The 25,281-nt window shown below is 72.9% G+C and carries 23 protein-coding genes; 10 read left to right on the top strand and 13 right to left on the bottom strand.

From position 1 onward, the window contains the following. Nucleotides 1–69 precede the first annotated feature (69 nt). Nucleotides 70–462 (bottom strand): ankyrin repeat domain-containing protein, encoded by a 393-nt coding sequence (locus HEK131_RS11020; protein WP_161146008.1) that lies wholly within the window; start codon nt 460–462, stop codon nt 70–72. Between the two features lie 220 nt (nt 463–682). Between HEK131_RS11020 and HEK131_RS11015 the strand changes: the two genes are divergently transcribed. Next, a complete protein-coding gene (locus tag HEK131_RS11015) occupies nt 683–877 on the top strand; it encodes a hypothetical protein (RefSeq protein WP_030810431.1) in 195 nt (64 codons plus the stop codon). A 142-nt stretch (nt 878–1,019) separates the two neighbouring features. Beyond that, nucleotides 1,020–2,570, top strand: a complete 1,551-nt coding sequence (locus HEK131_RS11010; RefSeq protein WP_244451983.1) for an ATP-binding protein — start codon at nt 1,020–1,022, stop codon at nt 2,568–2,570. Between the two features lie 114 nt (nt 2,571–2,684). Here HEK131_RS11010 and HEK131_RS11005 read toward each other — a convergent pair whose 3' ends face one another. Next, entirely contained in the window at nt 2,685–4,190 is a 1,506-nt protein-coding gene (locus tag HEK131_RS11005) for a PLP-dependent aminotransferase family protein (protein WP_244334605.1), read from the bottom strand. A gap of 118 nt (nt 4,191–4,308) precedes the next feature. On the opposite strand from HEK131_RS11005, the gene HEK131_RS11000 reads away from it, so the two are divergent. The 4 genes from HEK131_RS11000 to HEK131_RS10985 all read left to right on the top strand — a co-directional run bounded on the left by HEK131_RS11000 (nt 4,309) and on the right by HEK131_RS10985 (nt 7,776). Beyond that, entirely contained in the window at nt 4,309–4,962 is a 654-nt protein-coding gene (locus tag HEK131_RS11000) for a YczE/YyaS/YitT family protein (RefSeq protein WP_244334603.1), read from the top strand. Next, nucleotides 4,959–5,723 carry a glycerophosphodiester phosphodiesterase gene (locus HEK131_RS10995; RefSeq protein ID WP_217460721.1) on the top strand — a complete coding sequence of 255 codons (765 nt, stop codon included), beginning with the start codon at nt 4,959–4,961 and terminating at the stop codon, nt 5,721–5,723. Before HEK131_RS11000 ends, HEK131_RS10995 begins: the two co-directional genes overlap by 4 nt. Before the next feature lie 64 nt (nt 5,724–5,787). Beyond that, on the top strand, nt 5,788–7,134 hold the full coding sequence (locus tag HEK131_RS10990; RefSeq protein ID WP_244334601.1) for an MFS transporter: 1,347 nt from the start codon (nt 5,788–5,790) through the stop codon (nt 7,132–7,134). Nucleotides 7,135–7,401: 267 nt separating this feature from the next. Beyond that, nucleotides 7,402–7,776: an RNA polymerase-binding protein RbpA gene (locus HEK131_RS10985; RefSeq protein ID WP_003977404.1), complete on the top strand. Its 375-nt coding sequence runs from the start codon at nt 7,402–7,404 to the stop codon at nt 7,774–7,776. 125 nt (nt 7,777–7,901) lie between these two features. Here HEK131_RS10985 and fxsA read toward each other — a convergent pair whose 3' ends face one another. The 4 genes from fxsA to HEK131_RS10965 form a co-directional block, all read right to left on the bottom strand. Next, nucleotides 7,902–8,456 carry an FxsA family membrane protein gene (fxsA, locus tag HEK131_RS10980; protein WP_244334599.1) on the bottom strand — a complete coding sequence of 185 codons (555 nt, stop codon included), beginning with the start codon at nt 8,454–8,456 and terminating at the stop codon, nt 7,902–7,904. Nucleotides 8,457–8,531: 75 nt separating this feature from the next. Then, nucleotides 8,532–9,320, bottom strand: coding sequence for a polyprenol monophosphomannose synthase (locus HEK131_RS10975; protein ID WP_244334597.1), 789 nt, complete (start codon nt 9,318–9,320; stop codon nt 8,532–8,534). 575 nt (nt 9,321–9,895) lie between these two features. Beyond that, the gene (locus HEK131_RS10970) at nt 9,896–11,500 is read right to left on the bottom strand and encodes an amidohydrolase (RefSeq protein ID WP_244334595.1); all 1,605 of its coding nucleotides are present in this window, start codon (nt 11,498–11,500) and stop codon (nt 9,896–9,898) included. Between the two features lie 59 nt (nt 11,501–11,559). After that, on the bottom strand, nt 11,560–12,003 hold the full coding sequence (locus HEK131_RS10965) for an Lrp/AsnC family transcriptional regulator (protein ID WP_161150974.1): 444 nt from the start codon (nt 12,001–12,003) through the stop codon (nt 11,560–11,562). Nucleotides 12,004–12,238: 235 nt separating this feature from the next. Here HEK131_RS10965 and HEK131_RS10960 point away from each other — a divergent pair, with 235 nt between their 5' ends. Together HEK131_RS10960 and HEK131_RS10955 are read left to right on the top strand one after the other, a co-directional pair. Then, entirely contained in the window at nt 12,239–12,682 is a 444-nt protein-coding gene (locus tag HEK131_RS10960) for a hypothetical protein (RefSeq protein ID WP_217460725.1), read from the top strand. Nucleotides 12,683–12,838: 156 nt separating this feature from the next. Beyond that, nucleotides 12,839–13,075 carry a hypothetical protein gene (locus HEK131_RS10955; RefSeq protein WP_217460726.1) on the top strand — a complete coding sequence of 79 codons (237 nt, stop codon included), beginning with the start codon at nt 12,839–12,841 and terminating at the stop codon, nt 13,073–13,075. Here the strand turns inward: HEK131_RS10955 and HEK131_RS10950 are convergent. The 5 genes from HEK131_RS10950 to HEK131_RS10930 form a co-directional block, all read right to left on the bottom strand. Then, entirely contained in the window at nt 13,038–14,210 is a 1,173-nt protein-coding gene (locus HEK131_RS10950) for an acyl-CoA dehydrogenase (protein WP_244334593.1), read from the bottom strand. The two genes, HEK131_RS10955 and HEK131_RS10950, sit on opposite strands and share 38 nt — an antisense overlap. 217 nt (nt 14,211–14,427) lie before the next feature. Then, nucleotides 14,428–15,126, bottom strand: coding sequence for a TetR/AcrR family transcriptional regulator (locus HEK131_RS10945; RefSeq protein ID WP_432215620.1), 699 nt, complete (start codon nt 15,124–15,126; stop codon nt 14,428–14,430). Between the two features lie 130 nt (nt 15,127–15,256). After that, a complete protein-coding gene (locus tag HEK131_RS10940; protein WP_244334589.1) occupies nt 15,257–16,627 on the bottom strand; it encodes a peptidase C39 family protein in 1,371 nt (456 codons plus the stop codon). A gap of 238 nt (nt 16,628–16,865) precedes the next feature. Further along, the gene (locus HEK131_RS10935; RefSeq protein WP_217460962.1) at nt 16,866–18,407 is read right to left on the bottom strand and encodes an amino acid permease; all 1,542 of its coding nucleotides are present in this window, start codon (nt 18,405–18,407) and stop codon (nt 16,866–16,868) included. 44 nt (nt 18,408–18,451) lie between these two features. After that, a complete protein-coding gene (locus tag HEK131_RS10930; RefSeq protein ID WP_161147851.1) occupies nt 18,452–19,408 on the bottom strand; it encodes a hypothetical protein in 957 nt (318 codons plus the stop codon). Nucleotides 19,409–19,662: 254 nt separating this feature from the next. Here HEK131_RS10930 and HEK131_RS10925 point away from each other — a divergent pair, with 254 nt between their 5' ends. Together HEK131_RS10925 and HEK131_RS10920 are read left to right on the top strand one after the other, a co-directional pair. Further along, nucleotides 19,663–20,235, top strand: coding sequence for a uridine kinase family protein (locus tag HEK131_RS10925; protein WP_244451982.1), 573 nt, complete (start codon nt 19,663–19,665; stop codon nt 20,233–20,235). A gap of 489 nt (nt 20,236–20,724) precedes the next feature. Further along, nucleotides 20,725–22,587: an AAA family ATPase gene (locus HEK131_RS10920; protein WP_244451981.1), complete on the top strand. Its 1,863-nt coding sequence runs from the start codon at nt 20,725–20,727 to the stop codon at nt 22,585–22,587. Nucleotides 22,588–22,609: 22 nt separating this feature from the next. Here HEK131_RS10920 and HEK131_RS10915 read toward each other — a convergent pair whose 3' ends face one another. After that, nucleotides 22,610–23,731 carry a hemolysin family protein gene (locus HEK131_RS10915; RefSeq protein ID WP_217460961.1) on the bottom strand — a complete coding sequence of 374 codons (1,122 nt, stop codon included), beginning with the start codon at nt 23,729–23,731 and terminating at the stop codon, nt 22,610–22,612. After that, complete coding sequence (locus HEK131_RS10910; protein ID WP_217460960.1) at nt 23,728–25,062, bottom strand: hemolysin family protein; 1,335 nt, start codon at nt 25,060–25,062, stop codon at nt 23,728–23,730. The genes HEK131_RS10915 and HEK131_RS10910 overlap by 4 nt, the downstream gene beginning before the upstream one ends. Nucleotides 25,063–25,281: the final 219 nt, after the last annotated feature.

Below are 25,281 nucleotides of genomic sequence, written 5' to 3'. Positions count from 1 at the left end.
CCCCCTCCGCCTCCCCCCGTGGTTCTCCGTGTGGTTCTCCGCCGCCTCGCGGAGGCGGTCGCCGAAGGATCAGCGCGCGCCGAACAGTTCCAGCAGTTCCGTCTTGCCGAACATGCGGGCGGTGTCGACGGCCGAGGGGGTTCCCGCGGCCGGATCGGCGCCGCTGTCGAGCAGGGCCCGGATGACCGCCGTCTCACCCTTGAAGACGGCTCCGGCGAGCGGCGTCTGCCCCCGGTCGTTGATCCGGTCGGCGTCGGCGCCGCGCGCCAGCAGCGCCCGGACCGCGTCGGCGTGCCCGTGGTACGCGGCGAGCATCACGAGGCTGTCGCCGCGGTCGTTGGTGAGTCCGACCGGGACGCCCGCGTCGACGTACGCCACCAGATCCTCGGTCCGTCCCTGCCGGGCCAGGTCGAAGATCTTGGTCGCCAGCTCCACGACCTCCGGGTCGGGGGCTTCGCTCATCGGCCGGACCGCCTCTCATGACTTCCGTTCGGGTGAATCGCCAGCGTACTGGCTCGCGCACCGGCGTGGGGGCTCTGCCCGGCCGGGTGACCGGCGGCTCCACCACACGTGGGAAAAACGCCGAATTTCACCCACTTGCACCTTTTATCGTATGGATACATTCTGTGATCCTGGAAGTACTCATGGTGACTGTCCCCCCTTCGACACCAGGAGGTCCCAAATGATCCTCTCCATGTCCGGCGTGGTCCTGCTCGGCATCATCGTCTTCCTGTTCTTCCGCAAGGACGGGCTCAAGGGTTCCCACGCCGTCGTCTCCGCCCTGTTCGGCTTCTACCTGGCGAGCACGGCGATCGCCCCCAGCATCAAGGCGGGCGGCGAGAGCCTGGCGAGCCTCCTCGGCGGCATCAAGTTCTGACCCCGTTCCTCCCCCGAGGCCACGCGGACCGGCGGGTCCCGTCCGAGGGGGAGCTCCCCACGCCCGTACGCACCCACAGGAGACAGCAGTGGCCCGGCCTCTCCCCCGCATTCTGAGCAAGGACAGCGCGCAGGTCGCCCGGATGCAGATCGCCCGGAGCCGGGAGCTGGCCCGGACTGCGGCGGACAGCGCCACGGACGTCCTCCACCCGCTGATCACCATCTCGCGCGGCCTGCGCCGACTGGCCCTGGCCGGGCGGGCCAAGTGGGCCGCCACCCCGAAGGAGAAGCGGGGGCCGCTGCTGTTCCTGGCGGCCGCCGTGATCATGGCGGTGGCGCTGATGCCGTACGGCCCGCTGCTGGCCGCCGTGAGCCTGATGGTCGCGGCGGCCTGGTACGGGCGCGACCACGCACCGGCCGCGCCCGAGGGCCCCGACCCCGCGCAGACCGAACGGCTCCAGTCGCTGTACGAGGCGCTGGTGCCCTGCTTCTCCCTCGCCGACGACCCGGCGCCGATGTACGCGCACGGCGGCGAGTGGGACGCGGTCTTCGCGGAGCACGAGTTCGACGAGGGCGGCCGGCTCGAACGGATCACCATCCGCTACCCGGCGTACTTCCCGGACGGCGACCCGGAGACCCGCACGCGGGTCGAGCGGCTGCTGACCGCGAAGGCGGGGCGGGGCCGGGAGTACCGCTTCTCCTGGGAGGAGGAGGGCAACCGGCTCACGCTGAGCGCCCTCGCCCCCCTGCCCACCGGCATCACCGCCCAGCGCTTCGTCACCGCGCCGGGCGAGACGGTGCTCGGCTTCACCGACCCCGACGAGGTCCAGCGCACCCTCCCGCTCTCCTACGGCGACGAGCGGTGCGACGTGCCTCCGGTGGTCTGGCGCACCGGCAGCCGCTCGCCGGAGCCCCATCTGCTGGTCATGGGGCACCCCGGCAGCGGCACCTCCACGCTGGTGCGCTCCATCGCCCTCCAGGCGCTCCGGCACGGCGACGTCATGATCGTCGACGGCGGGGGCACCGGCGAGTACTCCTGCCTCATCGGCCGGGAGGGCGTGCTCGCCGTGGAGTGCGCACCGGCCGGCGCGGTGACCGGGCTGGAGTGGGCCGCCCAGGAGACGGAGCGGCGGCTCATCGCGGTCAACCAGGCCCGGCAGGCGGGCAGTCCGCCGCCGGAGGACACCACGCGTCCCCTGTGGGTCCTCCTGGACCGCCCGACCGTCTTCACCCACCTCGCGGAGGCGGAGCACCGCACCGACCCGCAGGCCCTGCTGCAGGTCCCGCTGCGGCACGGGCGGGCGGCGGGCGTGACCGTGGTGGTCGCCGAGCAGTTCGACAGCGCGGACCACCTGAGCGAGGCCATCGGCCAGCACACCCGCGCCCGGGTGGTCCTGGGCCCGGCGTCACCGGACCAGGTCGCCGCGACCCTGGGCGCACCTGCGCACACCACCCCGCCGGACCAGATCCCCCCCGGCCGCGGCTACGCCCGCCTCGGCTCCGGTCCGGTCCACCGTCTCCAGGTCCCGGCCACCCCGGACCCCTACGACGAGGCGGCCCCGGAACCGGCCCGCCAGGCCGTGCTGTCCCTGCTCCCGGCCCGCACCACCCCCGCGGAGACGGAGCCGACCCGCTCACCGGAGGTCGTGTCCCCGGCCGAGCCCGCCGACGCGGTACCGGCGGACCGCGCCTGACCCGAGGCAGACGCCCGTGCCCGCTCCACCTCCTGGAGCGGGCACGGGCGGTTTCTGCGGGCCGTCGCCACGAGCGGCGCGAGGATGCCCCGTGGACGCCCCGCCCCACGGCCCCTACGCCACGAACGCCCCCGGCGCCTCGCCGCCCCCGGTGACCCCCGACTCCACCAGCCGCGCGGCCGACGCCAGCCGGGAGGCGGCCTCGTCCGCGACCGCGCCCCCCACGGTGAACGGCAGCCGCAGATACCCCTCGAAGGCGCCGTCCACGCCGAAGCGGGGGCCGGAGGGGACGCGGACGCCCACGCGTTCGCCCGCCTCGGCGAGACGGGAGCCGGAGAGTCCGCCGGTGCGCACCCAGAGGGTCAGACCGCCGGACGGCACCTCGTACTCCCAGTCGGGCAGCTCCCGGCGCAGCGCGGAGACCAAGGCGTCGCGGTTCTCGCGGGCCTGGGCCCGGCGCAGCGCCACGGCCTGTTCCCAGCCGCCGGAGCTGAACAGCCAGTGCACCGCCAACTGCTCCAGCACCGGCGTGCCGAGGTCGGCGTAGGCACGCGCGGAGACCAGGCTGCGGATGACGTCCGGGGCGGCCCGCACCCAGCCGATGCGCATCCCGGCCCAGAACGCCTTGCTGGCCGAGCCGACCGTGATGACGGTCGAGCCGGCCGGGTCGAAGCCGCACATCGGGCGCGGCATGTTCCGGCCCAGCTCCTCCTCGAACCACAGCTCGCTCATCGTCTCGTCGGCGACCAGCACGGTCCCGGCCGCGCGGGCCGCGTCGACGAGCCGGCGCCGCTGGTCCTCGTCGGCCAGCGCGCCCGTCGGGTTGTGGAAGTCGGCGACGACGTAGGCGAGCCGGGGCGCGGCCTCGCGCAGCACCTGGCGCCAGCGGTCGAGGTCCCAGCCGCTCAGCCCCTCGGCCATGGCGACCGGGACGAGCCGGGCGCCCGCCTCCCGCATCAACTGGAGGATGTTGGCGTAGGACGGCGACTCCACGGCGATCCGCTCGCCCCGGCCCGCGAAGAGGTGGCAGATGGCGTCGATGGCGCCCATGGCACCGGTCGTCACCATGATCTGCTCGGGCATGGTCGGGATGCCCCGCGCGGTGTACCGCTCGGCGATCATGGCGCGCAGCGCGGGCAGCCCGGCCGGGTAGTCGCCGTGGGTGTGGGCGTAGGGCGGCAGGTCCTCCAGCGCGCCGGTGACCGCGCGGGTGAGCCAGGGCTCGGGCGCCGGGAGGGCCGCGCAGCCGAGGTCGATCATGGAGCCGAGCGCCTCGGGCGGGAGGGGTTCCAGCCCGCGCGCCGGCAGCGGGTTGCCCGCCGGGACGGCCGTCCAACTGCCCGCACCGCGCCGGGACTCCAGGAAGCCCTCGGTGCGCAGGGTCTCGTACGCGGCGGCGACGGTGGTGCGGCTGACGGAGAGGGCGAGGGCCAGCTCGCGTTCGGCGGGCAGCCGGGCCGCCACGGGGACGCGGCCCTCGAGGACGAGCAGCCGGATGCCGTCGGCCAGGGCACGGTAGGCGGGCGGGCGGCGCGTGCCGGGGCCGCCGGGGCGGTCCTGCTGGGAGCCGAGCAGCCGGGCGAGCTGTGCGGCGCCCACCGCCGAGGTCCAATGCGCCATGCAGATCAGTCCACCTTCCCCGAATTGGCCATGGATGGCTTCGCATCCCAAGCCACAGAGTGGCACGGGTCAGGCCACTGTCACCACTCCAGGTGTCACCGACCCAGGGGGGTTTCCCATGTCCGCTCCAGACCGTCTCGCCCGCCGGCTGTTCCAGCTCTACGCGGGACTCGCGCTGTACGGGGCGAGTTCGGCGCTGCTCGTCAGGTCGGGTCTCGGCCTGGAGCCGTGGAACGTGCTGCACCAGGGACTGGCCGCCCGCACGGGGCTCAGCATGGGTGTGGTCCTGACCCTGCTCGGCGCCGTCATCCTGCTGCTGTGGATACCGCTGCGCCAGCGCCCGGGCCTCGGCACGGTCTCCAACGTGCTCGTGATCGGCTTCGCCATGGACGCCACCCTGTCCGTGCTGCCCGGTGTGCACGGCCTGGCGGCGAGGATCGCGCTGCTGGTCGCCGGGATCGTGCTCAACGGCGCGGCGACCGGCCTGTACATAGCGGCGGACTTCGGCCCGGGCCCGCGCGACGGCCTGATGACCGGCCTGCACCGCCGCACCGGCCGCTCGATCCGGCTGATCCGTACCTGCGTGGAGGTCACGGTCGTGGCGACCGGCTTCGCCCTCGGCGGCACGGTCGGGATCGGCACCGTGCTGTACGCGCTGTCCATCGGACCGCTCGCCCAGTTCTTCCTGCGCGTCTTCGCGCTGCGCCCGGTTCCCGCGGCGACCAGGGTGGTTGCCACCGGTACGCCGGAGCGCGCGATACTGCGCCGGTGACCCCGATACGCCATCCGTACCTGGACCATCCCGGCCCGATCGCCTTCGCCCACCGGGGCGGGGCGGCGGAGGGGGTGGAGAACACCGTGGCGCAGTTCCGCAGGGCGGTCGCGCGGGGCTACCGCTACATCGAGACCGACGTGCACCTCACGGCGGACGGCACGCTCGTCGCCTTCCACGACGACTCCCTGGACCGCGTCACCGACGGCACCGGCCGCATCGCCGACCTGCCGTGGGCGGAGGTCCGCCGCGCGCGCGTGGGCGGCAAGGAGCCCGTACCTCTCTTCGAGGAGTTGCTGGAGACGTTCCCGGAGGTCCGCTGGAACGTGGACGTCAAGGCCGAGGCCGCCCTCGGCCCCTTCCTGGACCTGGTGGCGCGGACGGACGCCTGGGACCGGGTCTGCCTGGGCTCCTTCTCGGAGGCGCGGGTGCGGCGCGCGCAGCGGCTGGCGGGGCCGAGGCTCGCCACGTCGTTCGGCACCCTGGGCGTGCTGGGGCTGCGGCTGAGCTCCTGGGGGCTGCCCGCCCCGGTGCGCGGCTCGGCGGTGGCGGCACAGGTGCCCGAGGCCCATGCGGGCGTCCCGGTGGCCGACCGGCGCTTCGTCCGCGCGGCGCACGCGCGCGGGCTCCAGGTGCACGTGTGGACGGTCAACGAACCCGAGCGGATGCACCGGCTCCTGGATCTGGGGGTCGATGGCATCATGACCGATCACATCGACACGTTGCGCGAGGTCATGGAGGACCGCGGCGTCTGGGTCTGACCGGGACCCGCGACGCCTCCCCCGCCTTCGCACGGCACTGCGGCGGGGAAGCGAGGGGCGCGGGGTGGATATCGACACCGTGCGGGCGGGGGCGCCCGACGAGACGGCCGCACTGAGACGCGAGCAGCGCGGCTGGTACGTGTACGACTGGGCGTGCTCGGTGTACTCCACGAGCGTCCTGACCGTATTCCTCGGCCCGTACCTCACCGCGGTGGCCCGGCACGCGGCCGACGCCGACGGCTATGTGCATCCGCTCGGGGTGCCGGTGCGGGCGGGCTCGTTCTTCGCCTACGCGGTCTCGCTGTCCGTGATCGTCGCCGTGCTGGTGATGCCCCTGGTGGGCAGCCTGGCCGACCGTACGGGCCGCAAGAAGCCCCTGCTGGCGGCGGCCGCGTACACCGGGGCGGCCGCGACCACGGGCATGTTCTTCCTGGACGGCGACCGCTATCTGCTCGGCGGGCTCCTGCTGGTGGTGGCCAACGCGGCGCAGTCGGTCGGGATGATGCTCTACAACTCCTACCTGCCGCAGATCGCCCCGCCCGCCGACCGTGACGCGGTCTCCTCGCGCGGCTGGGCCTTCGGCTACGCGGCGGGCTCCCTGATGCTGGTCGCCGACCTGGTGCTGTACTCGGCACACGACTCCTTCGGCCTCTCCGAGACGGCCGCCGTGCGGGTGTGCCTGGCCTCGGCCGGGCTGTGGTGGGGCGCCTTCGCGCTGGTGCCGCTGCGCAGACTGCGCGACCGGCACGCGCGCGTGGAGGGGGCTGCCCCGACCGGCCTGCGCCAGCTCGCGGCGACGGTGCGGGACATGCGCCGCCACCCCCGCACCCTCGCCTTCCTGCTGGCGTACCTCGTCTACAACGACGGCATCCAGACGGTGATCACCCAGGCGTCGGTGTACGGCTCGGAGGAACTGGGCCTCGGCCAGTCCACGCTGATCGGCGCGGTCCTGCTGGTCCAGGTGCTGGCGGTGGCGGGCGCGCTGGCGATGGGCCGGCTGGCGCGGGTGCACGGCGCCCAGCGCACGATCCTCGGCTCCCTGGTGGCATGGACGCTCACCCTGGCCGCCGGGTACTTCCTGCCCGCCGGGGCGCCGGTGTTCTTCTACGTGCTGGCGGCCGGGATCGGCCTGGTGCTCGGCGGCAGCCAGGCGCTGTCCCGCTCGCTCTTCTCGCACCTGGTCCCGCCGGGCAAGGAGGCCGAGTACTTCTCCGCGTACGAGCTGAGCGACCGGGGCATGAGCTGGCTCGGCCCGCTGCTGTTCGGGGTGACCTACCAGCTCACCGGGAGCTACCGGTCCGCCATCGTCTCGCTGGTGGCCTTCTTCGTGATCGGCTTCGTCCTGCTGGCGCGGGTGCCGGTGCGGCGTGCGATCGGCGAGGCGGGGAATCCGGTCCCGGAGAGAATTTAGCGTTCAACACGAAAGGGCGGTAGTGTACGCGTTTGGCCTGCCAGGCGTACCGTTACTGCGCGTCAAAGACAGCGAAACGCTGTGTCATATCTGCGAGCAGATGTGACAAACCGGGCGCCTGTGGGTAGAACAAAGGGCGGCTACGACGGCGACGCACGACCCGGAACGGGACTCGGAACGGGAATCTTTACCGCCGACCGGACGTTGACCGGATGACGACGACAGCGACACCTGTCCTGTGGGCGACAAGCCCGGGAGGCACGATTCATGAGTGAGCGAGCTCTTCGCGGTACGCGCCTCGTGGTGACCAGCTACGAGACGGACCGCGGTATCGACCTGGCCCCGCGCCAGGCCGTGGAGTACGCATGCGAGAAGGGGCATCGTTTCGAGATGCCCTTCTCGGTCGAGGCGGAGATTCCGCCGGAGTGGGAGTGCAAGGTCTGCGGGGCCCAGGCACTCCTGGTCGACGGCGACGGCCCTGAGGAGAAGAAGGCCAAGCCCGCGCGTACCCACTGGGACATGCTGATGGAACGACGCACCCGCGAGGAACTCGAAGAGGTCCTCGAGGAGCGTCTGGCGGTCCTGCGTTCGGGCGCGATGAACATCGCGGTACACCCGCGCGACAGCCGCAAGTCGGCGTAGCCCCCAGGGGCTGCGCCAGGACGAGCGCACAGTAGAACCGCGGGCGCCGTACATCTCACGATGTACGGCGCCCGCGGTTCTGTGCTGCCCGGACCCGGTCGCGCGTGACGCCCGGCCCGCCCGCTTCAGCGGTTGAGCGGAGGCCGGGGCTCGTCGGTGGAGTCGTCGCGCCGCTCGCGGACGACCTCGCCCTGTACGACCTTGCCGTCGGGCCGGTGGATACGGGCCTGCTGGAAGGCGTCGCCGAGGGAACCCTGTGTGGCTCCCCGGAGCTTGCGGTTCACCACGTGCTCGGTGCGGCGGCGTACGAGCTTCTGCACCGGGGGCAGGAGCAGGAGCAGTCCGGCCACGTCGGAGAGCATGCCGGGAAGCATCAGCAGCAGCCCGGAGAGCATCAGCAGGCCGTTGCCACCGCCCGAGGAGGGCGCGGTGCCGCGGCGCAGCGCCTCGTCCAGGTTCCGGAAGGCGCGGCGGCCGGCCCGCTTGACGATCACGCCGCCCGCGACGAAGCCCGCCGCCAGCAGCAGGAACACGGCCAGACCCCCGGCCGCGTCGGCGACCAGGATCAGCAGCCAGATCTCCAGCACCAGCCAGGCGGCGATGCCCAGGGGCAGGTACGTGCGCAGCGCCGAACGCCGGGGCCGCCCGGTCTGCGGAGGGGTGGAGGGGCCAGTCGTCATGCTTCCAGTGTGCCTGGGCCCGGCCCGGCGGCGCACGAGGGGTTGATCATCCGCCTCGGCCGGGCCCGTCGGGCGCTACCTGCCCTTGGCCTTGATCTTGCCGACGCGGTCGCCCACGCCCCACGCGGTGACCCGCCACAGGGCCTCCACGAGGATGTCCCGGCTCATCTTGGAGTCACCGAACTCGCGCTCCACGAAGGTGATGGGGACCTCCACCACGTGGTAGCCGGCCTTGACCGCGCGGCGGGCCAGGTCGACCTGGAAGCAGTAGCCCTGGGAGGCGACCTCCTCCAGACCGAGCCCCTGGAGCGTCTCGGCACGGAAGGCGCGGTAGCCGCCGGTGATGTCGCGCAGCGGCAGGTCGAGGGCGATGCGGGAGTACAGGCTGCCGCCCCGGGAGATGACCTCGCGGGACCTGGGCCAGTTCACCACCCGGCCGCCGGGCACCCAGCGCGAACCGAGCACCAGGTCGGCGCCCTTGAGGGCGGTCAGCAGGCGGGGCAGCTCCTCGGGCTGGTGGGAGCCGTCGGCGTCCATCTCGACCAGCACGCCGTAGCCGTGCTCCATGCCCCAGCGGAACCCGGCGAGGTAGGCGGCGCCCAGCCCCTCCTTGCCCTTGCGGTGCAGCACCTGGACGTGGTCGTCCGCGACGGCCAGCTCGTCGGCCAGCTTGCCGGTGCCGTCCGGGCTGTTGTCGTCCGCCACGAGGACGTGCGCCTCGGGGACGGCCTTGCGTACCCGGCCCACGATGGTCTTGATGTTCTCCGCCTCGTTGTAGGTCGGAATGATCACCAAGGCCGTGCCGAGCGGACCGAACTGCCGCCCTCCGGCCTTGGCCGCGAGGGTCCCGTCGCCGTCGTTCACTGCTGCCCCTTCATGTCGTGCGCAGGCGTCCACCATAGTGGTCACGGCCTGCGATGACGCGGCGGCGCGGGCCTCGGGCGGTGTCGGAAGCCGGCGAGCGGGGTAGGAGCGCGCTTTTCGGCGCCTTTCCCCGCGGTCTCCCACGGCTCTTCCGCAGCTCTTCCACGGCTCTCCCGCGGCGGATGGGGGCCCGGCGCCCTTCGGGCCGACCTGGGACCCGCTGGCTGCGGATCTACCGAGAGCCGTTGTCTACTGAGCGCGCGGGCCCCATCCGGGTCACACCTTGCCGACCGGCCGGAGCGCTCCCTCGTCGGCGCGAGCACTGCGCCTGGCTGCCGTCGACGGTGCCCCGGTACGGCACACCGTCCTGACCCAGTGGCGCTGCGACGAGTGCGCGAACACTCCCCGGTCGAACGTCCGTTGGTGGACGCGGCCGAACCTACCGGCCCGCCGCCGTCGGCTGTCAACAGCCCCCTGACCAGCGCGTACGCCGGGAAGGCGCGGAAAACGGGGGGGATGCGCAGGTCGGGCGACCGACCGGTGCCACCCGTTCGGCGGGACGGTGGGGCGGGAAGTCACTCGCCCGGCCGTACGAACACCGTCCGCCCCCCGACCACCGTCCGCAGGCAGACCGGGAGCCCGGAGCCGGGGGTGAGGTCGGGCAGGCCGGGGGTGCCCGAGCGCGGATCGGTGGACCAGCGGGCCACCCGGTCGTCGGGGGCCTGCACGATCAGGTCCCCGGTGTGCCAGACCGCGTAGTCGGCGGGCGCGCCCGGCACCAGGACACCCGCGTCGTCCCGGCCGACGGCGCGCCAACCGCCGCGCGTGTGCGCGGTGAACGCCGCGCGCACCGAGACCCGGTGCTCGGGGGTGCGGTGGAAGGCGGCGGCGCGGACGGTGCCCCAGGGGTCGAGCGGGGTGACCGGGCTGTCGGAACCGAAGGCGAGCGGCACCCCGGCGCGCAGCAGGGCCGCGTACGGGTTGAGGGTGCGGGCCCGCTCGACGCCCAGGCGACGGGCGTACATGCCGTCGTCGCCGCCCCAGACCGCGTCGAAGGCGGGCTGCACGGAGGCGATCAGGCCCAGCTCGGCGAAGGCGGCGACGGTGTCGGGGGTGAGCATCTCGGCGTGCTCGACGCGGTGCCGGGCGGCCCGCACGCGGGCGAGGCCGACCTTCTCGGCGGCGGCGCGCACGCCCTCGACGACGGCCGTGACGGCCAGGTCGCCGATGGCGTGGAAGCCCGCCTGGAGTCCGGCCTCGGTGCAGGCGACGACGTGCCCGGCGACCGCGTCGGCGTCCAGGTAGGCGATACCGGTGTGCGCGGCGTCGGCGTACGGCTGGTGCAGGCAGGCGGTGTGGGAGCCAAGGGCGCCGTCCACGAAGAGGTCACCGGCCGCGCCCACCGCGCCCAGCTCACGGGCCTTGTCGACGTCCTGCTCGGCCCAGTAGCCGACGACGCGCGGGCCGTCCACCTCGGCGGCGAGCTTCAGCAGACCGGTGAAGTCGTCCTCGGAGGAGATCTGCGGGCCGCCGCACTCGTGCACGGAGCCGATGCCGAGGGAGGCCGCGTGGGCGAGCGCGGTGCGCTGGGCCTCGGCGCGCTGGGCCGGGGCGAGGGCGGCCAGGGCGGCCTCGCGGACGGCATGGTGGTCGTCGGCGGTGAGCGGGGCGTCCGCGCGGCTCACCGTGTCCGGGACCAGGTCCAGCAGGGCGCTGCTGACGACGGCCGAGTGGACGTCGGCACGGGAGAGGTAGAGCGGGCGGCCACCGGTGGCGGCGTCCAGTTCGGCGCGGAGCGGCGGGCGGCCGCCGGGCCAGCGGGCGGCGTCCCAGCCGTGGCCCAGCAGGACCCGGTCGGCGGGGCTGGCGGCGGCGAAGTCCCGGACGAGGGCGAGGGCGGCCTCCAGCGTGGGGGCGCCGGAGAGGTCGAGCCCGGTCAGCGCGAGGCCCGTGGCGGTGGTGTGCACATGGGCGTCGGTGAAGGCGGGGGTGACCAGGGCGCCGTCGAGGTCGACGACCTCGTCCACCCCGTCGGCGAAGGCGTCTGCGGCGCCCTCGGAGCCGACCCAGGCGACCTGGCCGTGCTCCACCACCATGGCGGTGGCGAAGGGGTCGGCGGGGCTGTGGACCTCTCCGCGGCGCAGGAGGACGGTCCGGGGGGCGGCGGGCTGCTCACTCATGCCCACCAGTCTCCCCCGTCACCGCGGCGCGCCCGGAACCGGGGCGCGTGTCGGCGGGCTCAGGAGATCTTCGGCGGGCGAGCCTCGTAGGGCGTGGACAGCACGACCGTGGTGCGGGTGGAGACCCCGGCCAGCGAGCGCAGCCGGGCGAGCAGTTCCTCGAGTTCGTGCGGGGTGGCGACCCGCACCTTGAGGATGTAGTTCTCGTCCCCGGCGACGCTGTGGCACGCCTCGATCTCGGGGACGTCCGCGAGCCGGTCGGCGATGTCGTCGGGGGCGCTGGGGTCGAAGGGTTTGACCGAGATGAAGGCGGTCATCGGCAGCCCGACCGCCTCGGGGTCGACGACGGCGGCGTAGCCGCGGATGACGCCCCGCTGTTCGAGCCGGCGCACCCGCTGGTGCACGGCCGACGTGGACAGGCCCGTGGCCTTGCCCAGGTCCGTGTAGCTCATGCGCCCGTCCTTGACGAGCAGCTCCACGATCTGACGGTCCAGCTCCTCCATGCCGCCAAAACCTACCCTGTGGGTTCGCGCGCGTGCGCGCGGGGGAACTTCGGGGCCGCCCGATGGCGCGGCACGCGGCATCTGGGCGGATATCCACCGTTAGCCTGTGACGAACGCCACACCACTTGAACGCGCTCCGTGAGGTTCTCACGATTACCGCCGAGATCCGCCGGGAAGTGCTTGCTGTGGTCGAGGCCGCAGCGCCTTCACGGCCCAGCCTTAGGGGGAGAATCCCATGCAGAGTGTCAAGCGCCCCGTTCGCTCCGTTTCCAAGCGGCAGCAGTCGGTGGTCGAGCCCGAGCCGGAGGGCGTCGAACCCGACGCCTCGGACGCCTACGGGCTCGACGCCGACTACGACACCTTCGAGATGTACCGGGTGATCTGCCCGGACTGCGCGCAGGCCATCGCGCTGCTGGCGGACGAGGAGAGCCTGCCGGAGCACGCGCTGTGCGCCTCGCCGTGGAACCCGTTCGGGCTGACGGCCTGCGCCGGTACGGGCCGCGCGGCGAGCGACGCCCGCCCCGCCGACGCGTCCGTCGAGCCGCAGGAGCAGGACACCGCCCTGCTGCTGACGCTCCCCCAGGGCCTGGACTGGCGTACGCAGCCCTTCTCACACGTGGGCGGTCCGGGCTCGCGCCCGATGCGGGTGCCCTTCATGCGCGGCCGGGCCGCCGCCTAGCCCTTCCGGGCCGCGACCGTCGAAGTGACCCCGCACCAGGGCGTACCGCGCCCGTGCTGCGGGGTCTCCGCGTTCTCGCGGGGTGTGGACGGCGCTGAACTGACGCTCGATTCCGCGCGCCGGTGACCTGCCCGGCCGCGCTCGCGTTGGCCAGGCATGACTCCCACCCAGACGGCCACCGGGCGTCAGCGCCGCGTCTACGTGCCCCGCCCCGCGGACACGGCCGCGCAGCACCCGGACCCGCCCATCTACACCGAGCTGATGCGGGTGTGGGCCGACCGGGGCCGCACGCTGCCGGGGCGCCATGACCCGGAGTGGGTCGAGCTGGCGGCCCCGACGGTGCGCAGGGGGCAGTTCAGCGACTCTCCGGCCCCGCCAGATGACGAGCGATGACCATCCGCTGGATCTGGTTGGTGCCCTCGACGATCTGCAGCACCTTGGCCTCGCGCATGTAGCGCTCGGCCGGGAAGTCGGCGGTGTAGCCGTAGCCGCCGAGGATCTGCACGGCGTCGGTGGTGACCCGCATCGCCGTGTCGGTGCAGTGCAGCTTGGCCATGGCCGCCTGCTTGGCGAACGGCCTGCCCGCGTCCTTCAGCCGGGCCGCGGCCAGGTACAGCGCCCGGCCGGCCTCGATCTGCGTGGCCATGTCGGCCAGCATGAAGCGCAGTCCCTGGAAGTCCGCGATGGGGTGGCCGAACTGCCGGCGCTCCGCGGCGTACGACAACGCCTGGTCCAGGGCCGCCTGGGCGACGCCGATGGCGCAGGCCGCTATGCCGAGCCGGCCCGAGTCGAGCGCGGACAGGGCGATGCCGAAGCCCTGGCCCTCCTCGCCGATCCGGCGCTCGTCCGGGACGCGTACGCCGTCCAGGTGAATCTGGGCGGTGGGGCTGCCCTTGAGGCCCATCTTCTTCTCCGGCGCGGCCGCGCCGAGGCCCTCGGCGTCGCCGGGCACCAGGAACGCGGTGATGCCGCGCGGGCCGTCCTCGCCGGTGCGGGCCATCACGGTGTAGAAGTCCGCGATGCCGCCGTGGGTGATCCACGCCTTGGTGCCGCTCAGCACCCAGTCCTCGCCGTCCCGGACGGCCCTGGTGCGCAGGGAGGCGGCGTCCGAGCCGGAGGACGCCTCGGAGAGGCAGTAGGCGCCCAGCAGGCCGCCGCCGAGCATGGCGGGCAGGTGCTCGACCTGCTGCTGCTTGGTGCCGTGGGTGGCGAGCGCGTACGCGGCGAGGGTGTGCACGCTGACGCCGAGGCCGACGGTGAGCCGGGCCGCGGCCAGTTCCTCCAGCACCTGGAGGTAGACCTCGTAGGGCTGCTCGCCGCCGCCGTGCTCGGGGTCGTAGGGCAGGCCCAGCAGGCCCGCTTCCGAGAGCAGGGTGAAGACCTCGCGGGGGAAGCGTCCGGCGTCCTCCTCCTCGGCCGCCTTCGGCGCGATCTCGCGCTGTGCGATGTCCCGGACCAGGGCGAGCAGATCCCTCGCCTCGTCCGTGGGCAGTTGACGCTCCACCGGCTGCGTTTCGCGGTCGGACATGGCGTCGGACTCCTCCCTGTGCGGGCACATCGGCGGATGTGCGCCTTGGGTGGGGCGGCTCCGCGCGATCGCTCCGGTTGCGCCGAGGGCCCGCTTCCGGGTCTCGGAGGCGGCTGACCAGCGGCTTGTGCCGTGAGTATGCCCGATCGAGGACGTCCCGTCACCAGTTAACGACCGCTTACCTGAAGAATCCAGCCGGGGCCGTTCCGGGGCTCGCTCAGCCGTCGCGGCGGGCCGGCGGCGGGGCCGGACAGGAGGGGTCCAGCTCCTCGATGGCGCGCAGGGTCCCGCCGAGCGTCTTCACCAGCAGCTCACCCAGGGCGGCGCGGGTCAGCTCCGGGCGGCCGATCCAGTCCAGCGTGGTGCCCTCGACGCTGCACACCCAGGAGAACAGGCCGGTACGGGCCAGCGGACCGATGTCGGTCCGGCCGTAGGCGCCGTCGGCGATGGTGGCGACGATGGCCTCACGCACCCCGTCCCGGATGGCGTGCACCTCGGCGTCGAAGCCGACGCCGCCGCTGACGATGGTGCGGTACGCGGCCTGGTGGTGCTCGGCGAAGCGGAGGTAGCCGTCGATGGTGCGCTGGAGGCGGTCCACGGCGGGCAGTTCGGCGCCGCTCGCGGCGAAGGCGACCAGTTCGGCCACGGAGTCCTGGACGATCGCCAGGTAGTAGCCGCGCTTGGAGCGGAAGTAGTAGTAGATCAGGCCCTTGGCGACATGGGCCTGACGGGCGATGTCGTCCATGGACAGCGCGTCGTAGGAGGTGTCCGCGAACAGCGCGCGCCCGATGGCTATCAGCTCGGCGCGGCGGGCCGCGGAGCGGTCGGTGCCGCGCGCCCGGGCGGGGGCGCCGCCCGCGCGGCCCGGGCCGTGGGCCGGAGGGTGGGCGGCGGCACGCTGTTGACCCACGTTCAATTTCCACCCTGGTCTCGGCAGTAGGCGGGACCTTCGCAGTATGGCAGAGGGTGCCGGGCGGCCCGGGGGCGCTGCGAGGGGCGCACGCGGCGGGCGGCGGGCGGGCCGGAGCCCGGCCGCCGCCGGCGGGTCAGCGCACGCCCACCGCCGCCAGGGCGCGTGCCTGGCGCGGGGTCGGGTCGGCCGGGAAGTACAGGTAGCAGACGCCGCCGGTGCCGGAGGCGACCTGGCCGGAGGCGTTGTACCGCTTGGTCCTGAGCCAGATGTTCTCCCACTCGCGCCGCGCGTAGACCCGGCGCACCTCGGCATCGCTGGGCGAGGCCGGGTCATTGGCGATGACGTCCCCGTCGGCGGTGAAGCCGATCACCGTCATCAGGTGGCCGGAGGTGCCGTAACCGGCGCCGGTCAGCTCGGTCTTGAGGAAGGACTGGGAGGTGATGGCCGGGATGCCCGCCGCGATCAGGGTCTCCAGATCGGTGAGCGAGGTCAGCCGGGTCACCACGCCCTGGACACCGGGGAAGGTGGCCGCGTAGGCGGCGTTGAACGGCCAGTTGCCGCAGCCCGTGTACTGGTGGTCGTAGGTGTACCGGGCCGCGTGGTCGACCTGCGGATCGGCATAGGAAGGGTCGACCCAGGAGAGCTGCTCCGGGGTGAGCCTGCCGCCCCAGTACTCGACGATCATCTGCGAGGAGGTGGGGCTGCACCATGCCTCGCCGCCGTTGTCGTACTGCGGGTACTGGCCCTTGTGGATCTCCTGCGAGTAGCGCGGTACGACGAGCTCGCGGGCGAGGCCGGGGGTGGAGGCCGGGACGGTGAAGCGGTCGGGGATGTCGGAGCCCATGGCGCCGATCCGCCACACGGTCGGGGTGCGGCGGGTGCCCGGGGCCCGGTACAGGGTGAGCCGCAGCCGGTACGCCACCGCGCGCAGGCCGGTGCTCGCGTCGTCGATGGCGAAGGTGTCGGTCCACACCGAGCTCTTGCCGTCGCTCTGGTCGTCCACCGAGGTCCGCTTGATGTCCTCGTCGCCGGCGGCCCAGCGGCCCATCACGTACCAGGGGGCGGAGGCGCCGTCGGAGTACGTGGCCTGGAGCTCGACCTGGAGCCAGGTGCCCGCGGGGGTGTCCGCGTTCCAGGAGGCGATCAGCTCGGTCGCGGGCACCTTGAGCCGGTGGAGCGGGGAGGTCCAGGTGGCGTACTCCCAGGTGGCGGTGGTGCCGGTGTGCGGGTCGGTGTAGTCGGTGCGGCCCACGGGCGCGGCGATGGCGACGCCGGGCCGGTGGCCGGGGACGGCCCGGACGCCGCGCGCGGTGCCGCTCCGCCAGTCGGTGTACGTGGTCCAGGCACGGTTGTCGACGGGACGGGCGGGCGCGCGGCCCGAGTCGTCGGCGTCGGCGGCCGCCTGTGCGGTGGCGGCGGCCGCGGGTACCGTTCCGGCGGCCATCGCGACGGCGACGGCTGCGGCGAGGACGGTTCGGCGGGACGGCTGCTGGGCTTGGCTCATGGGCGCGACTACCCCCAGGTGTCCGGGTCGGGACGGGTCAGGTGCACGGTTGTGCGCCAACTATGGAGCAGGCGACATGCCCCTGCCAGCACTTCGGCGCATGCCGCGCCCACGAATATTGGTCTCGGCCAATGAAGGGGCGCGGCGGACCGGGCACGGGGACGGCCCCGGTGCGGGCGGGATGCCGCGCACCGGGGCCGTGGTGGCCCGCCGTGGCAGGCTCATGTCATCCGGGGACTCAGACCAGGTCCATCGCCGCGACCTCGTCGGGGCGGCCGTAGCTGACCGGGCCCTGGAAGCGGCGGCGGGCGGTGGTGAACCACCACACCGTGGCGATGAGCAGGACGGCCGCGAGCGCGATCGGCGCGTAGTTGAAGGAGTCCACGGTGATCGGGGACGCCTGCGGCAGCATGAACAGGACGCTGCTGACGAGGATCCAGGTCACCGCGACCCAGCCGATCGGCTTGCCCCAGCGGCCCAGGTGCCAGGGGCCGGGCTGGAACTCGTCGCCGAGCCGCAGCCGCAGGAAGATCGGCACCGCGTAGGCGAGGAACAGCCCGACCACGTTGACGCTGACGATCGCGGTGAACGCCGTGTGGGACCACCAGCCCGGCACCACCAGGGCGAGCGAGCAACCGACGGCGAGCCACACCGCCTTGACGGGCGTCCGGGTGCGCTGCGAGACGGAGTGCCACCAGCGCGAGCCCGGCATGGCGCCGTCGCGCGAGAAGGCGAAGATCTGCCGGGTGTTGCTGGTGAGGTTGGCCAGCCCGCAGAAGAGCATGGCGCCGATGACGATGAGGAGCATGACCTTGGCGGTGGCGAGGCCGAGCCCGTCGATGAGAATCTGGACGGGCGGGGCGTCCGAACCGGCCACCTTGGTGTAGTCGCTAATGCTGTAGACCAGCGCGAGCATCAGGATCAGGCCGGTGATCGCCGAATAGCCGATGGCTCGGGTGATGCCCTTCGGCGCGTTGACCGTCGCCTGGACCGTTTCCTCCGACATGTGGAAGCTGCCGTCGAAGCCGGTGAAGGTCCAGCTCGTGACCAGCAGGCCGAGCATGCCGCCGTAAAGGCCGTTGGTGAAGCCGGTGTTGTTCTCGAAATGCGTCACGAAGGACGCCGACTGATGATGATCGGGAATCACGATGAGTGCGCCCACGATCACGACGAGTCCGATCAGCAGCCACCACACGGAAATCCGGTTCAGCACCGCGACGAGCTGGACGGTGAAGGTGTTGGCGAGTCCCTGGAGCACGATCACCAGCGCGGTGATCAGCACCGTCTGGTGGGCGGTCGGCTCGTAGGACGGCCACTGGAGGGCCACGAACGCCTGGATGAAGGTGGCGGCGGCGTAGCCCGTGGCGGCGGTGCCGCCGATCTGGCCGACGAAGTTCAGCCAGCCGGTGAACCAGGACCAGGCACCCTTGTGCCGCTTGGCGAGTTTACCGGCGGAGAAATACAGCGCCCCGCTCGTCGGATAGGCGGAGGCGACCTCCGCCATGGCGGCGCCGATGAACAGCACCATCACCGAGACCCCGATCCAGCCGAACACGAGAATACGGGGGCCGCCCGCACTCAGGCCGAATCCGAAGGACGAGAAAATGCCCGAGAGGATATTGATGATGGTGAAGGAGATCGCAAAATTGTCGAACGCTTTGAAACGACGCGTGAGTTTACGCGGATAACCCATCGCGTGCAGGGTCGCGTCGTCGTCGAGCACGACCGGTTCCTCGGCCGCCGAGGCCTTGGCCTCCGGCGGCGATATCCGTTCCGACACTGATCTGCCTTTCTGTTGGGGGGTGGACGCTGCGGGTGCGGTTCTCAGCCTGGTCCGGGGACGGCCAGCCCGCAGGCGCGCCGGGCACGGGAGAGCTGTTCGGCGGGGTCGCCGAAGGCGCTCCAGGGCATGCGCGAGGCGTACGGGCCCATCGCCGCGAAGACCGCCCGCGCCTCGAACTCGCTCTGGCCCATGACCAGCGCGTGCGCGAGGTAGGCCAGGTCGAGCACCGGGGTGAAGCGGCTGCCGGCCACCGTGGGCAGCCAGTTGCGGTAGGCGGCCAGTGCGGTCGAGCGCCACTGCGGCTGCTCCCAGACCCGGTCGGCGAGCAACTGGGTCGGGTTGTAACTCTCCACCAGCGCGACCAACGGCAGCAGCCTGAGCGCGGAGTCGGCGGGCGCGCGCTGGCTGAGGAAGGCGGCCACGTCCCAGGCGGCGTTGACCGAGCCGCCGTGCCGGGTGAAGAAGAAGGACAGGAAGCGGTGGTGGCCCTCGCGGTGATAGGGGTCCAGGGACAGGATGTGGGCGAACAGCCGCCAGGGGCCGGGCGGCGCGGTGAGCAGGCCCTGCGGCGCGGGTTCGCGCAGTTGGTGCAGCCGGGCCATGGCCAGCTTGGCGACCCAGGGCGTGGGGTCGCCGGGGGCGAGGGCGGCGGCGCGCTCGCAGGCGGCCAGGGCGATCCGCTCCAGCGCCTCGGCGCGTTCGTCGCGCGCGTCGGCGGCCCGCATGGCGCGCTGCACGGCCACGCGGGCCCACATCAGCGCGGCCTCGGGCGACGGCTCCTCGGCGAGCCAGCGCTCCACGAGGTCGGTGCCGGCCGCCTCCGAGGCCAGCACCAGCGAACGGTGGGCGCGCAGCGCGAAATCGGACCGCGTCTCGGCGAGGGCCTCGTAGGCGTAGCGATGACGTCCGGCGCGCACATCGACGCATACGCTCGCCAGGACACGGTCGTCGGCCGCCGGGTGCCAGACGTACTGCCCCTCGAATAACTCCGCGGCCATGCTCCCCTGTCCGTCCCGATACGACGCGTCGCAGTTGTGCAGGAGGCACCTTACTCATCGGCCGACGCACCTGGAACGCCTAATTTCACATATCGGTCGGCGGATTCCGAGCGAAAATCTCCACCGATTGACCGAAGGTCAGCGGGCGGTTCGGGAAGTGCCGTTTTCCTGGCGCCGGGCGGTGCCCCCATCTGCCCCTACTAGACTGTTTCCGGCAGAACTCCCCCACACCGCACCACACCTCAGGAATCGCCATTCACGACCTCGCCGGCCGTCTGCGCGGCCTCTCCCCCTCCCTGGGGCCGGTCCGGCTGGTCGGCGTCGACGGACACGCGGGCTCCGGGAAGTCCACCTTCGCCGGGCACCTGTCCGCCGCGCTCGGCGGGGCACCGGTGCTGCACCTGGACGACATCGCCCGCCACGACGAGCTCTTCTCCTGGACCGGCCGCCTGACCGCCCAGGTGATCGAGCCGCTGGGCCGGGGTGAGCACGCGCGGTACGCCCCCTACGACTGGACCCTGCGCGCCTTCGGACCGCCGCGCGACCTGCCGCCCGCCCCCGTGATCCTGGTCGAGGGGGTGGGAGCGGGGCGCCGGGCGCTGCGCCCGCATCTGGCGTCGCTGCTGTGGATGGAGCTGCCCGAGCGGGAGTCCTGGGCGCGCGGACGCCGCCGGGACGGTGCCGCGCAGCGGGAGTTCTGGGACGGCTGGACGGCGGCGGAGCGCGCCCACTTCGCCGACGACCCCTCGCGCCCCCACGCGGACCTCTTGGTGCGCGCGACGCCGCAGGGGTACAAGGTGCTGCCAGGGCCCGCGAGCCCCCTCTGACCGGCCGGGCCAGGCCCGATTCTCACTCAGGGTGATGACCCGTCCGCTGTGTGCTCAACTTGTGAAGGCGGCCGCACCGGAACTTCGCCGGGAGCCCCGACCTGGCTTGACCAGGGGCCCGTACAGGTCTTACGTTCTCAACACGCGGCCCGTCGAGGGTCGCCCGAAGACACGAAGCCCCTGGTCGTTCCCCCGTGACCGGGGGCTTCGTTCTGCCCGGATCCCCTCTCCGGGCCGCCGAACGCACCGATTCGATCACCCACGGTGACCGCGCCCCATGCGCCCCGCATGCTCCCACCTCGTAGAACGTCCCCTGCGCCACCCTTCGGCAGCCGGTAGTACCACGGGTACGATGCCCTCGGTGCGACCTTCGAGCGACTGCCTCGCGCACCTGCAACTCCGGTCCGCGGCAGAGCGGTTCGACCGCGGCGACCGCCGAGCGCCTGCCCGGTGGGCAACCAACGGGGGGCACGGTTCGTGGGGGACGTGATGGACTTCGGCACGCAGGGCCCCGAGGCCCCCGCCGACCTCGCCTGGATGCGAGGCGTGGACGCCTACACGATGGGCGCCTATCCGCAGGCGGAGGAGGAGTTCCGCGCCGCCGCGCGGATGGACCCGGGGATGGCCGACGCCTGGCTCGGACTGCACGCGCTCAGGGTCGACACGACCACGGCGCTGCTCAGGATGTACCGGCACCGCGACCGCTTCGGCGAACAGCGCGCCCGGCACCGCCGCGCCCTCAACTCCTGGTACTGGCTCGGCTGGTGGGTGCAGCCGGTGCTCGAGAGCCCGCGTGACCTGCTGCTGGCGCACGCCTCGCACTGGCTGGACGGCCGCCATGTGCCGGAGCTGGACCGGGCGCTGGCCGGACTGCCGCCCGTGGACACCGACCCGCAGGTGCGGTTCCTGCACGCCTGCCGCGCCTATCTGGTCAAGGACTGGGACCAGTTGGTCCGGCACACCGACCCGCTGCTCGACGACCCCCTGCTCGGCATAGAGGCCGGCCTGTTCGGCGGCATGGCCCGCGTCCGGCTGGAGACGTACGGGCAGGCCGAGCCGCTGCTGGCGACCGCCCTGATGCGCTGCCGCAGCGAACAGCCCCAGCGCAAGGAGCTGCGGTACTGGCTGGCCCGCGCGCACGAGGGCACCGGCCGCAGCGCCGCCGCGCTCCCGCTGTACCGGGCCGTGCACCGGGTCGACCCGGCGTTCATGGACACCTCCGCCCGGCTCGCCGCCATCGCCGAGGGCGACGGGTACGACGACCCGGCCGACTTCGCGGCGATCACCCTGTCCGGCGCCGGGCAGGACACGATGGACGGCCCCGACGGCCTCGACCCGCTGTTCGGCACCGAGGGCCGGGACCTCAGGCTCTCCGAGCCGGACCTGCCGACCGGACCGCTCCCCTCGGTGCCGGACCGGGCGGTCCGGGTGAAGAGCGGTGTCCCCGTCTCTCCCCTGCCGGCCGGGCCGACCGATCCGGCCTTACTGGAGGAGGCCCTCGCCGAGCTGGAGCGCATGGTGGGCCTGGAGCCCGTCAAGCGGCAGGTGAAGGCGCTCTCCGCGCAGTTGAACATGGCCCGGCTGCGCGCCGGGCAGGGGCTGCCGGTGCAGCCGCCGAAACGGCACTTCGTCTTCTCCGGCCCCTCAGGCACCGGCAAGACCACGGTGGCCCGCATCCTCGGCCGGGTCTTCTACGCCCTCGGGCTGCTCGGCGGCGACCACCTGGTGGAGGCGCAGCGGGCCGATCTGGTCGGGGAGTACCTGGGCCAGACCGCCGTGAAGGCCAACGAACTGATCGACTCGGCCATCGGCGGGGTCCTCTTCGTGGACGAGGCGTACGCGCTCTCCAACTCCGGGTACGGCAAGGGCGACGCCTACGGCGACGAGGCGCTCCAGGTGCTGCTGAAGCGGGCCGAGGACAACCGGGACCACCTGGTGGTGATCCTCGCCGGGTACCCCGAGGGCATGGACCGGCTGCTGGCCGCCAACCCCGGCCTGTCCTCCCGCTTCACCACCCGCGTGGACTTCCCCTCCTACCGCCCCTCCGAACTCACCGAGATCGGCCGGGTGCTCGCGGCGGAGAACGGCGACGAGTGGGACGAGGAGACGCTGGAGGAACTGCGCTCCATAGCGGGACACGTGGTCGACCAGGGTTGGCTCGACGAACTGGGCAACGGCCGGTTCCTGCGGACCCTTTACGAGAAGAGCTGCGCGTACCGGGATCTGCGGCTGTCCATCTGTCCGGGCATGCTCTCCCGCGAGGACCTGGCCACCCTGCGGCTGCCCGACCTGATGCAGGCGTACGGCGAGGTGCTGTCGGGCCGGGCACCGCAGGACCCGTCGGCGATGTGACGGGTCCCGCGGCGCACTCGGCCTAGGTGGCGAGTGCCTGTTCCGGTTCGCCGCTCTGGCGCGGCCGGGCGGGGGCCGGGCGCAGGGGCACCGGTTCCGCCTTCGGCGCGACGGGCTCCGGGGTCTCCGGGTGGGCCGGGTCGTGGACCTCGCCCACCAGCAGCTCCAGCGCGTCCTCCAGCGCGACCAGGCCCAGCACCCGGCCGGAGGCGTCCGCCACCTGGGCCAGATGCGTGGCGGCCCGGCGCATGACGGTCAGCGCGTCGTCCAGCGGGAGTTCCGCCCGCAGCGTGGCCATCGGACGCCACACGTGCTGCGGCACGGCGCGGTCGGAGTCCTCCAGGTCGAGGACGTCCTTCACATGGACGTACCCCATGAAGGCACCCGTGCCGGCGGCCACCGGGAAGCGGGAGTAGCCGGTGCGCGCCGTCAGCTCGACGATCTCCCCCGGTGTGACCGACGGGGGCACCGTCACCAGGGTCTCGCGCTTGAGGAGGACGTCGGTGACCGGGCGGGAGCCCAGTTCGAGGGCGTCCTCCAGCCGCTCCTGCGCCTCCGGGTCGAGCAGACCGGCCTGGCCGGAGTCCTCCAGCAGGCGGTTGAGCTGCTCGCTGGTGACGACGGCCTCGACCTCGTCCTTGGGTTCGACGCGGAAGAGCCGCAGGATGCCCTGGGCGCAGGCGCCGAGCGCCACGGTGACCGGCCTGCAGATCCGGGCGAAGTACACCAGGCCCGGACCGAGCCACAGCGCGGCCTTCTCGGGCGCGGCCATGGCCAGGTTCTTCGGCACCATCTCACCGATGACCAGGTGGAAGAAGACCACCGCGGCCAGCGCGATCACATAGCCCAGCGGGTGGATCACGCCCTCGGGGAGACGGACGGCCTCGAACAGCGGCTCCAGCAGGTGGGCCACGGTCGGCTCGGCCACCGCGCCCAGGGTCAGCGAGCAGACGGTGATGCCGAACTGGGCCGCCGCCATCATCTGCGGCAGCCGCTCCAGTCCGTGCAGCACCTGGCGGGCGCGCGCGGTGCCGAGCGGCTCGATCTGGCTGCGCCGCACGGAGACGAGCGCGAACTCGGCGCCGACGAAGAATCCGTTGGCGAGGACGAGCAGCGCGGCGAAGAGGAGTTGGACGACGCTCATCGGGCGGCCTCCATCGGCTGGGCGACGGGTGCCGTCCGGACCAGGCGGACCCGCTCGGCGCGGTAGTGGCGGACCTGGCGCACGGAGAGCCGCCAGCCGGGCAGTTCGGCCCGGTCGCCGGGGGCCGGGATGCGGCCGAGCAGGTCGGCCACGAGTCCGGCGACGGTCTCGTAGGGCCCCTCGGGGGCGTCGAGGCCGATGCGGTGCAGTACGTCGACGCGGCAGCCGCCGTCCACGTCCCAGGCGGGGTGGCCGTCCTCGGGCGGGGCGGGGGCGACCTCGGGCACGTCCTGGCGGTCGTGCTCGTCGCGGACCTCGCCGACCAGTTCCTCGACGATGTCCTCCAGCGTGACCACGCCCGCCGTGCCGCCGTACTCGTCGACGACGACCGCGATGGGCTGCTCGCTGCGCAGCCGGGTCAGCAGGGGGCGCACCGGCAGGGTCTCGGGGACCAGCAGCGCCTTGCCGGCGATGCGGGCCACCGGGGTGCGAAGGCGTTCGTGCGCCGGCACGGCCAGGGCGTCCTTGAGGTGGACCATGCCGACGACCTCGTCGATCTTCTCCCGGTAGACGGGGAAGCGGGACAGGCCGGTGGCACGGGTGAGGTTGACGACGTCCTCGGCGGTGGCCGAGTCCTGGAGCGCGCTGACCTTCACGCGCGGGGTCATGACGTGCTGGGCGGTCAGGTCGCCGAGGGACAGGGTGCGGACGAACAGGTCGGCCGTGTCCTGCTCCAGGGCTCCGGCCTGGGCGGAGTGCCTGGCCAGGGAGACCAGCTCGCCGGGGGTGCGGGCGGAGGCCAGCTCGTCGGCCGGTTCGACGCCGAGGGCGCGCACCAGCCGGTTGGCGACCGTGTTGAGCACGGAGATCACCGGCCGGAACAGCCGCGAGAACACGTGCTGCGGGCCCGCGACGAAGCGTGCGACCTGGAGCGGCTTGGAGACCGCCCAGTTCTTGGGGACCAGCTCACCGACCACCATCTGGATCGCGGAGGCCAGCAGCATGCCGAAGACCACGGCGACACCGGAGACGGCGCCCTCGGGCACGCCGAGCGCCCTGAACGGGCCGCTGAGCAGGTCGGCCAGGGCCGGTTCGGCGAGCATGCCGACGACGAGCGAGGTGATGGTGATGCCGAGCTGGGTGCCGGAGAGCTGGAAGGAGAGTTCCTTCAGCGACTGGACGACCGTACGGGCGCGCTTGTCGCCCTCGGCCGCGGCCTGCTCGGCGTCCTGGCGCTCGACGGTGACGAGGCCGAACTCGGCGGCCACGAAGAAGCCGTTGGCGAGGATCAGCAGGAAGGCCGCTCCAAGGAGCAGCAGGGGGATGCTCATGATGCCGCCGCCTCCGCGTGCACGCGGACCGGGTGGTCCGCGGTATGTCGGCAGGGGGCGGCGCAGGTACTACAGGACGATCCGTCCATCGCCGGAGAGGGTCACTCCTCGGATAGCAGGGAAAACCTCCGCGCGCCGGGCGTGGCACGACGGAGGCGGAGGCGCCATGGAAACGCCTCCGCCAACAGATTAGTCAAGACCTGGGCAGGTGCGGCAAGA

The sequence above is a fragment of the Streptomyces seoulensis genome, assembly GCF_022846655.1.
Taxonomy (GTDB): Bacteria; Actinomycetota; Actinomycetes; order Streptomycetales; family Streptomycetaceae; genus Streptomyces.
Note: the sequence above shows the minus strand (reverse complement) of the source record. Positions and strands in the feature narration are given on the sequence as shown.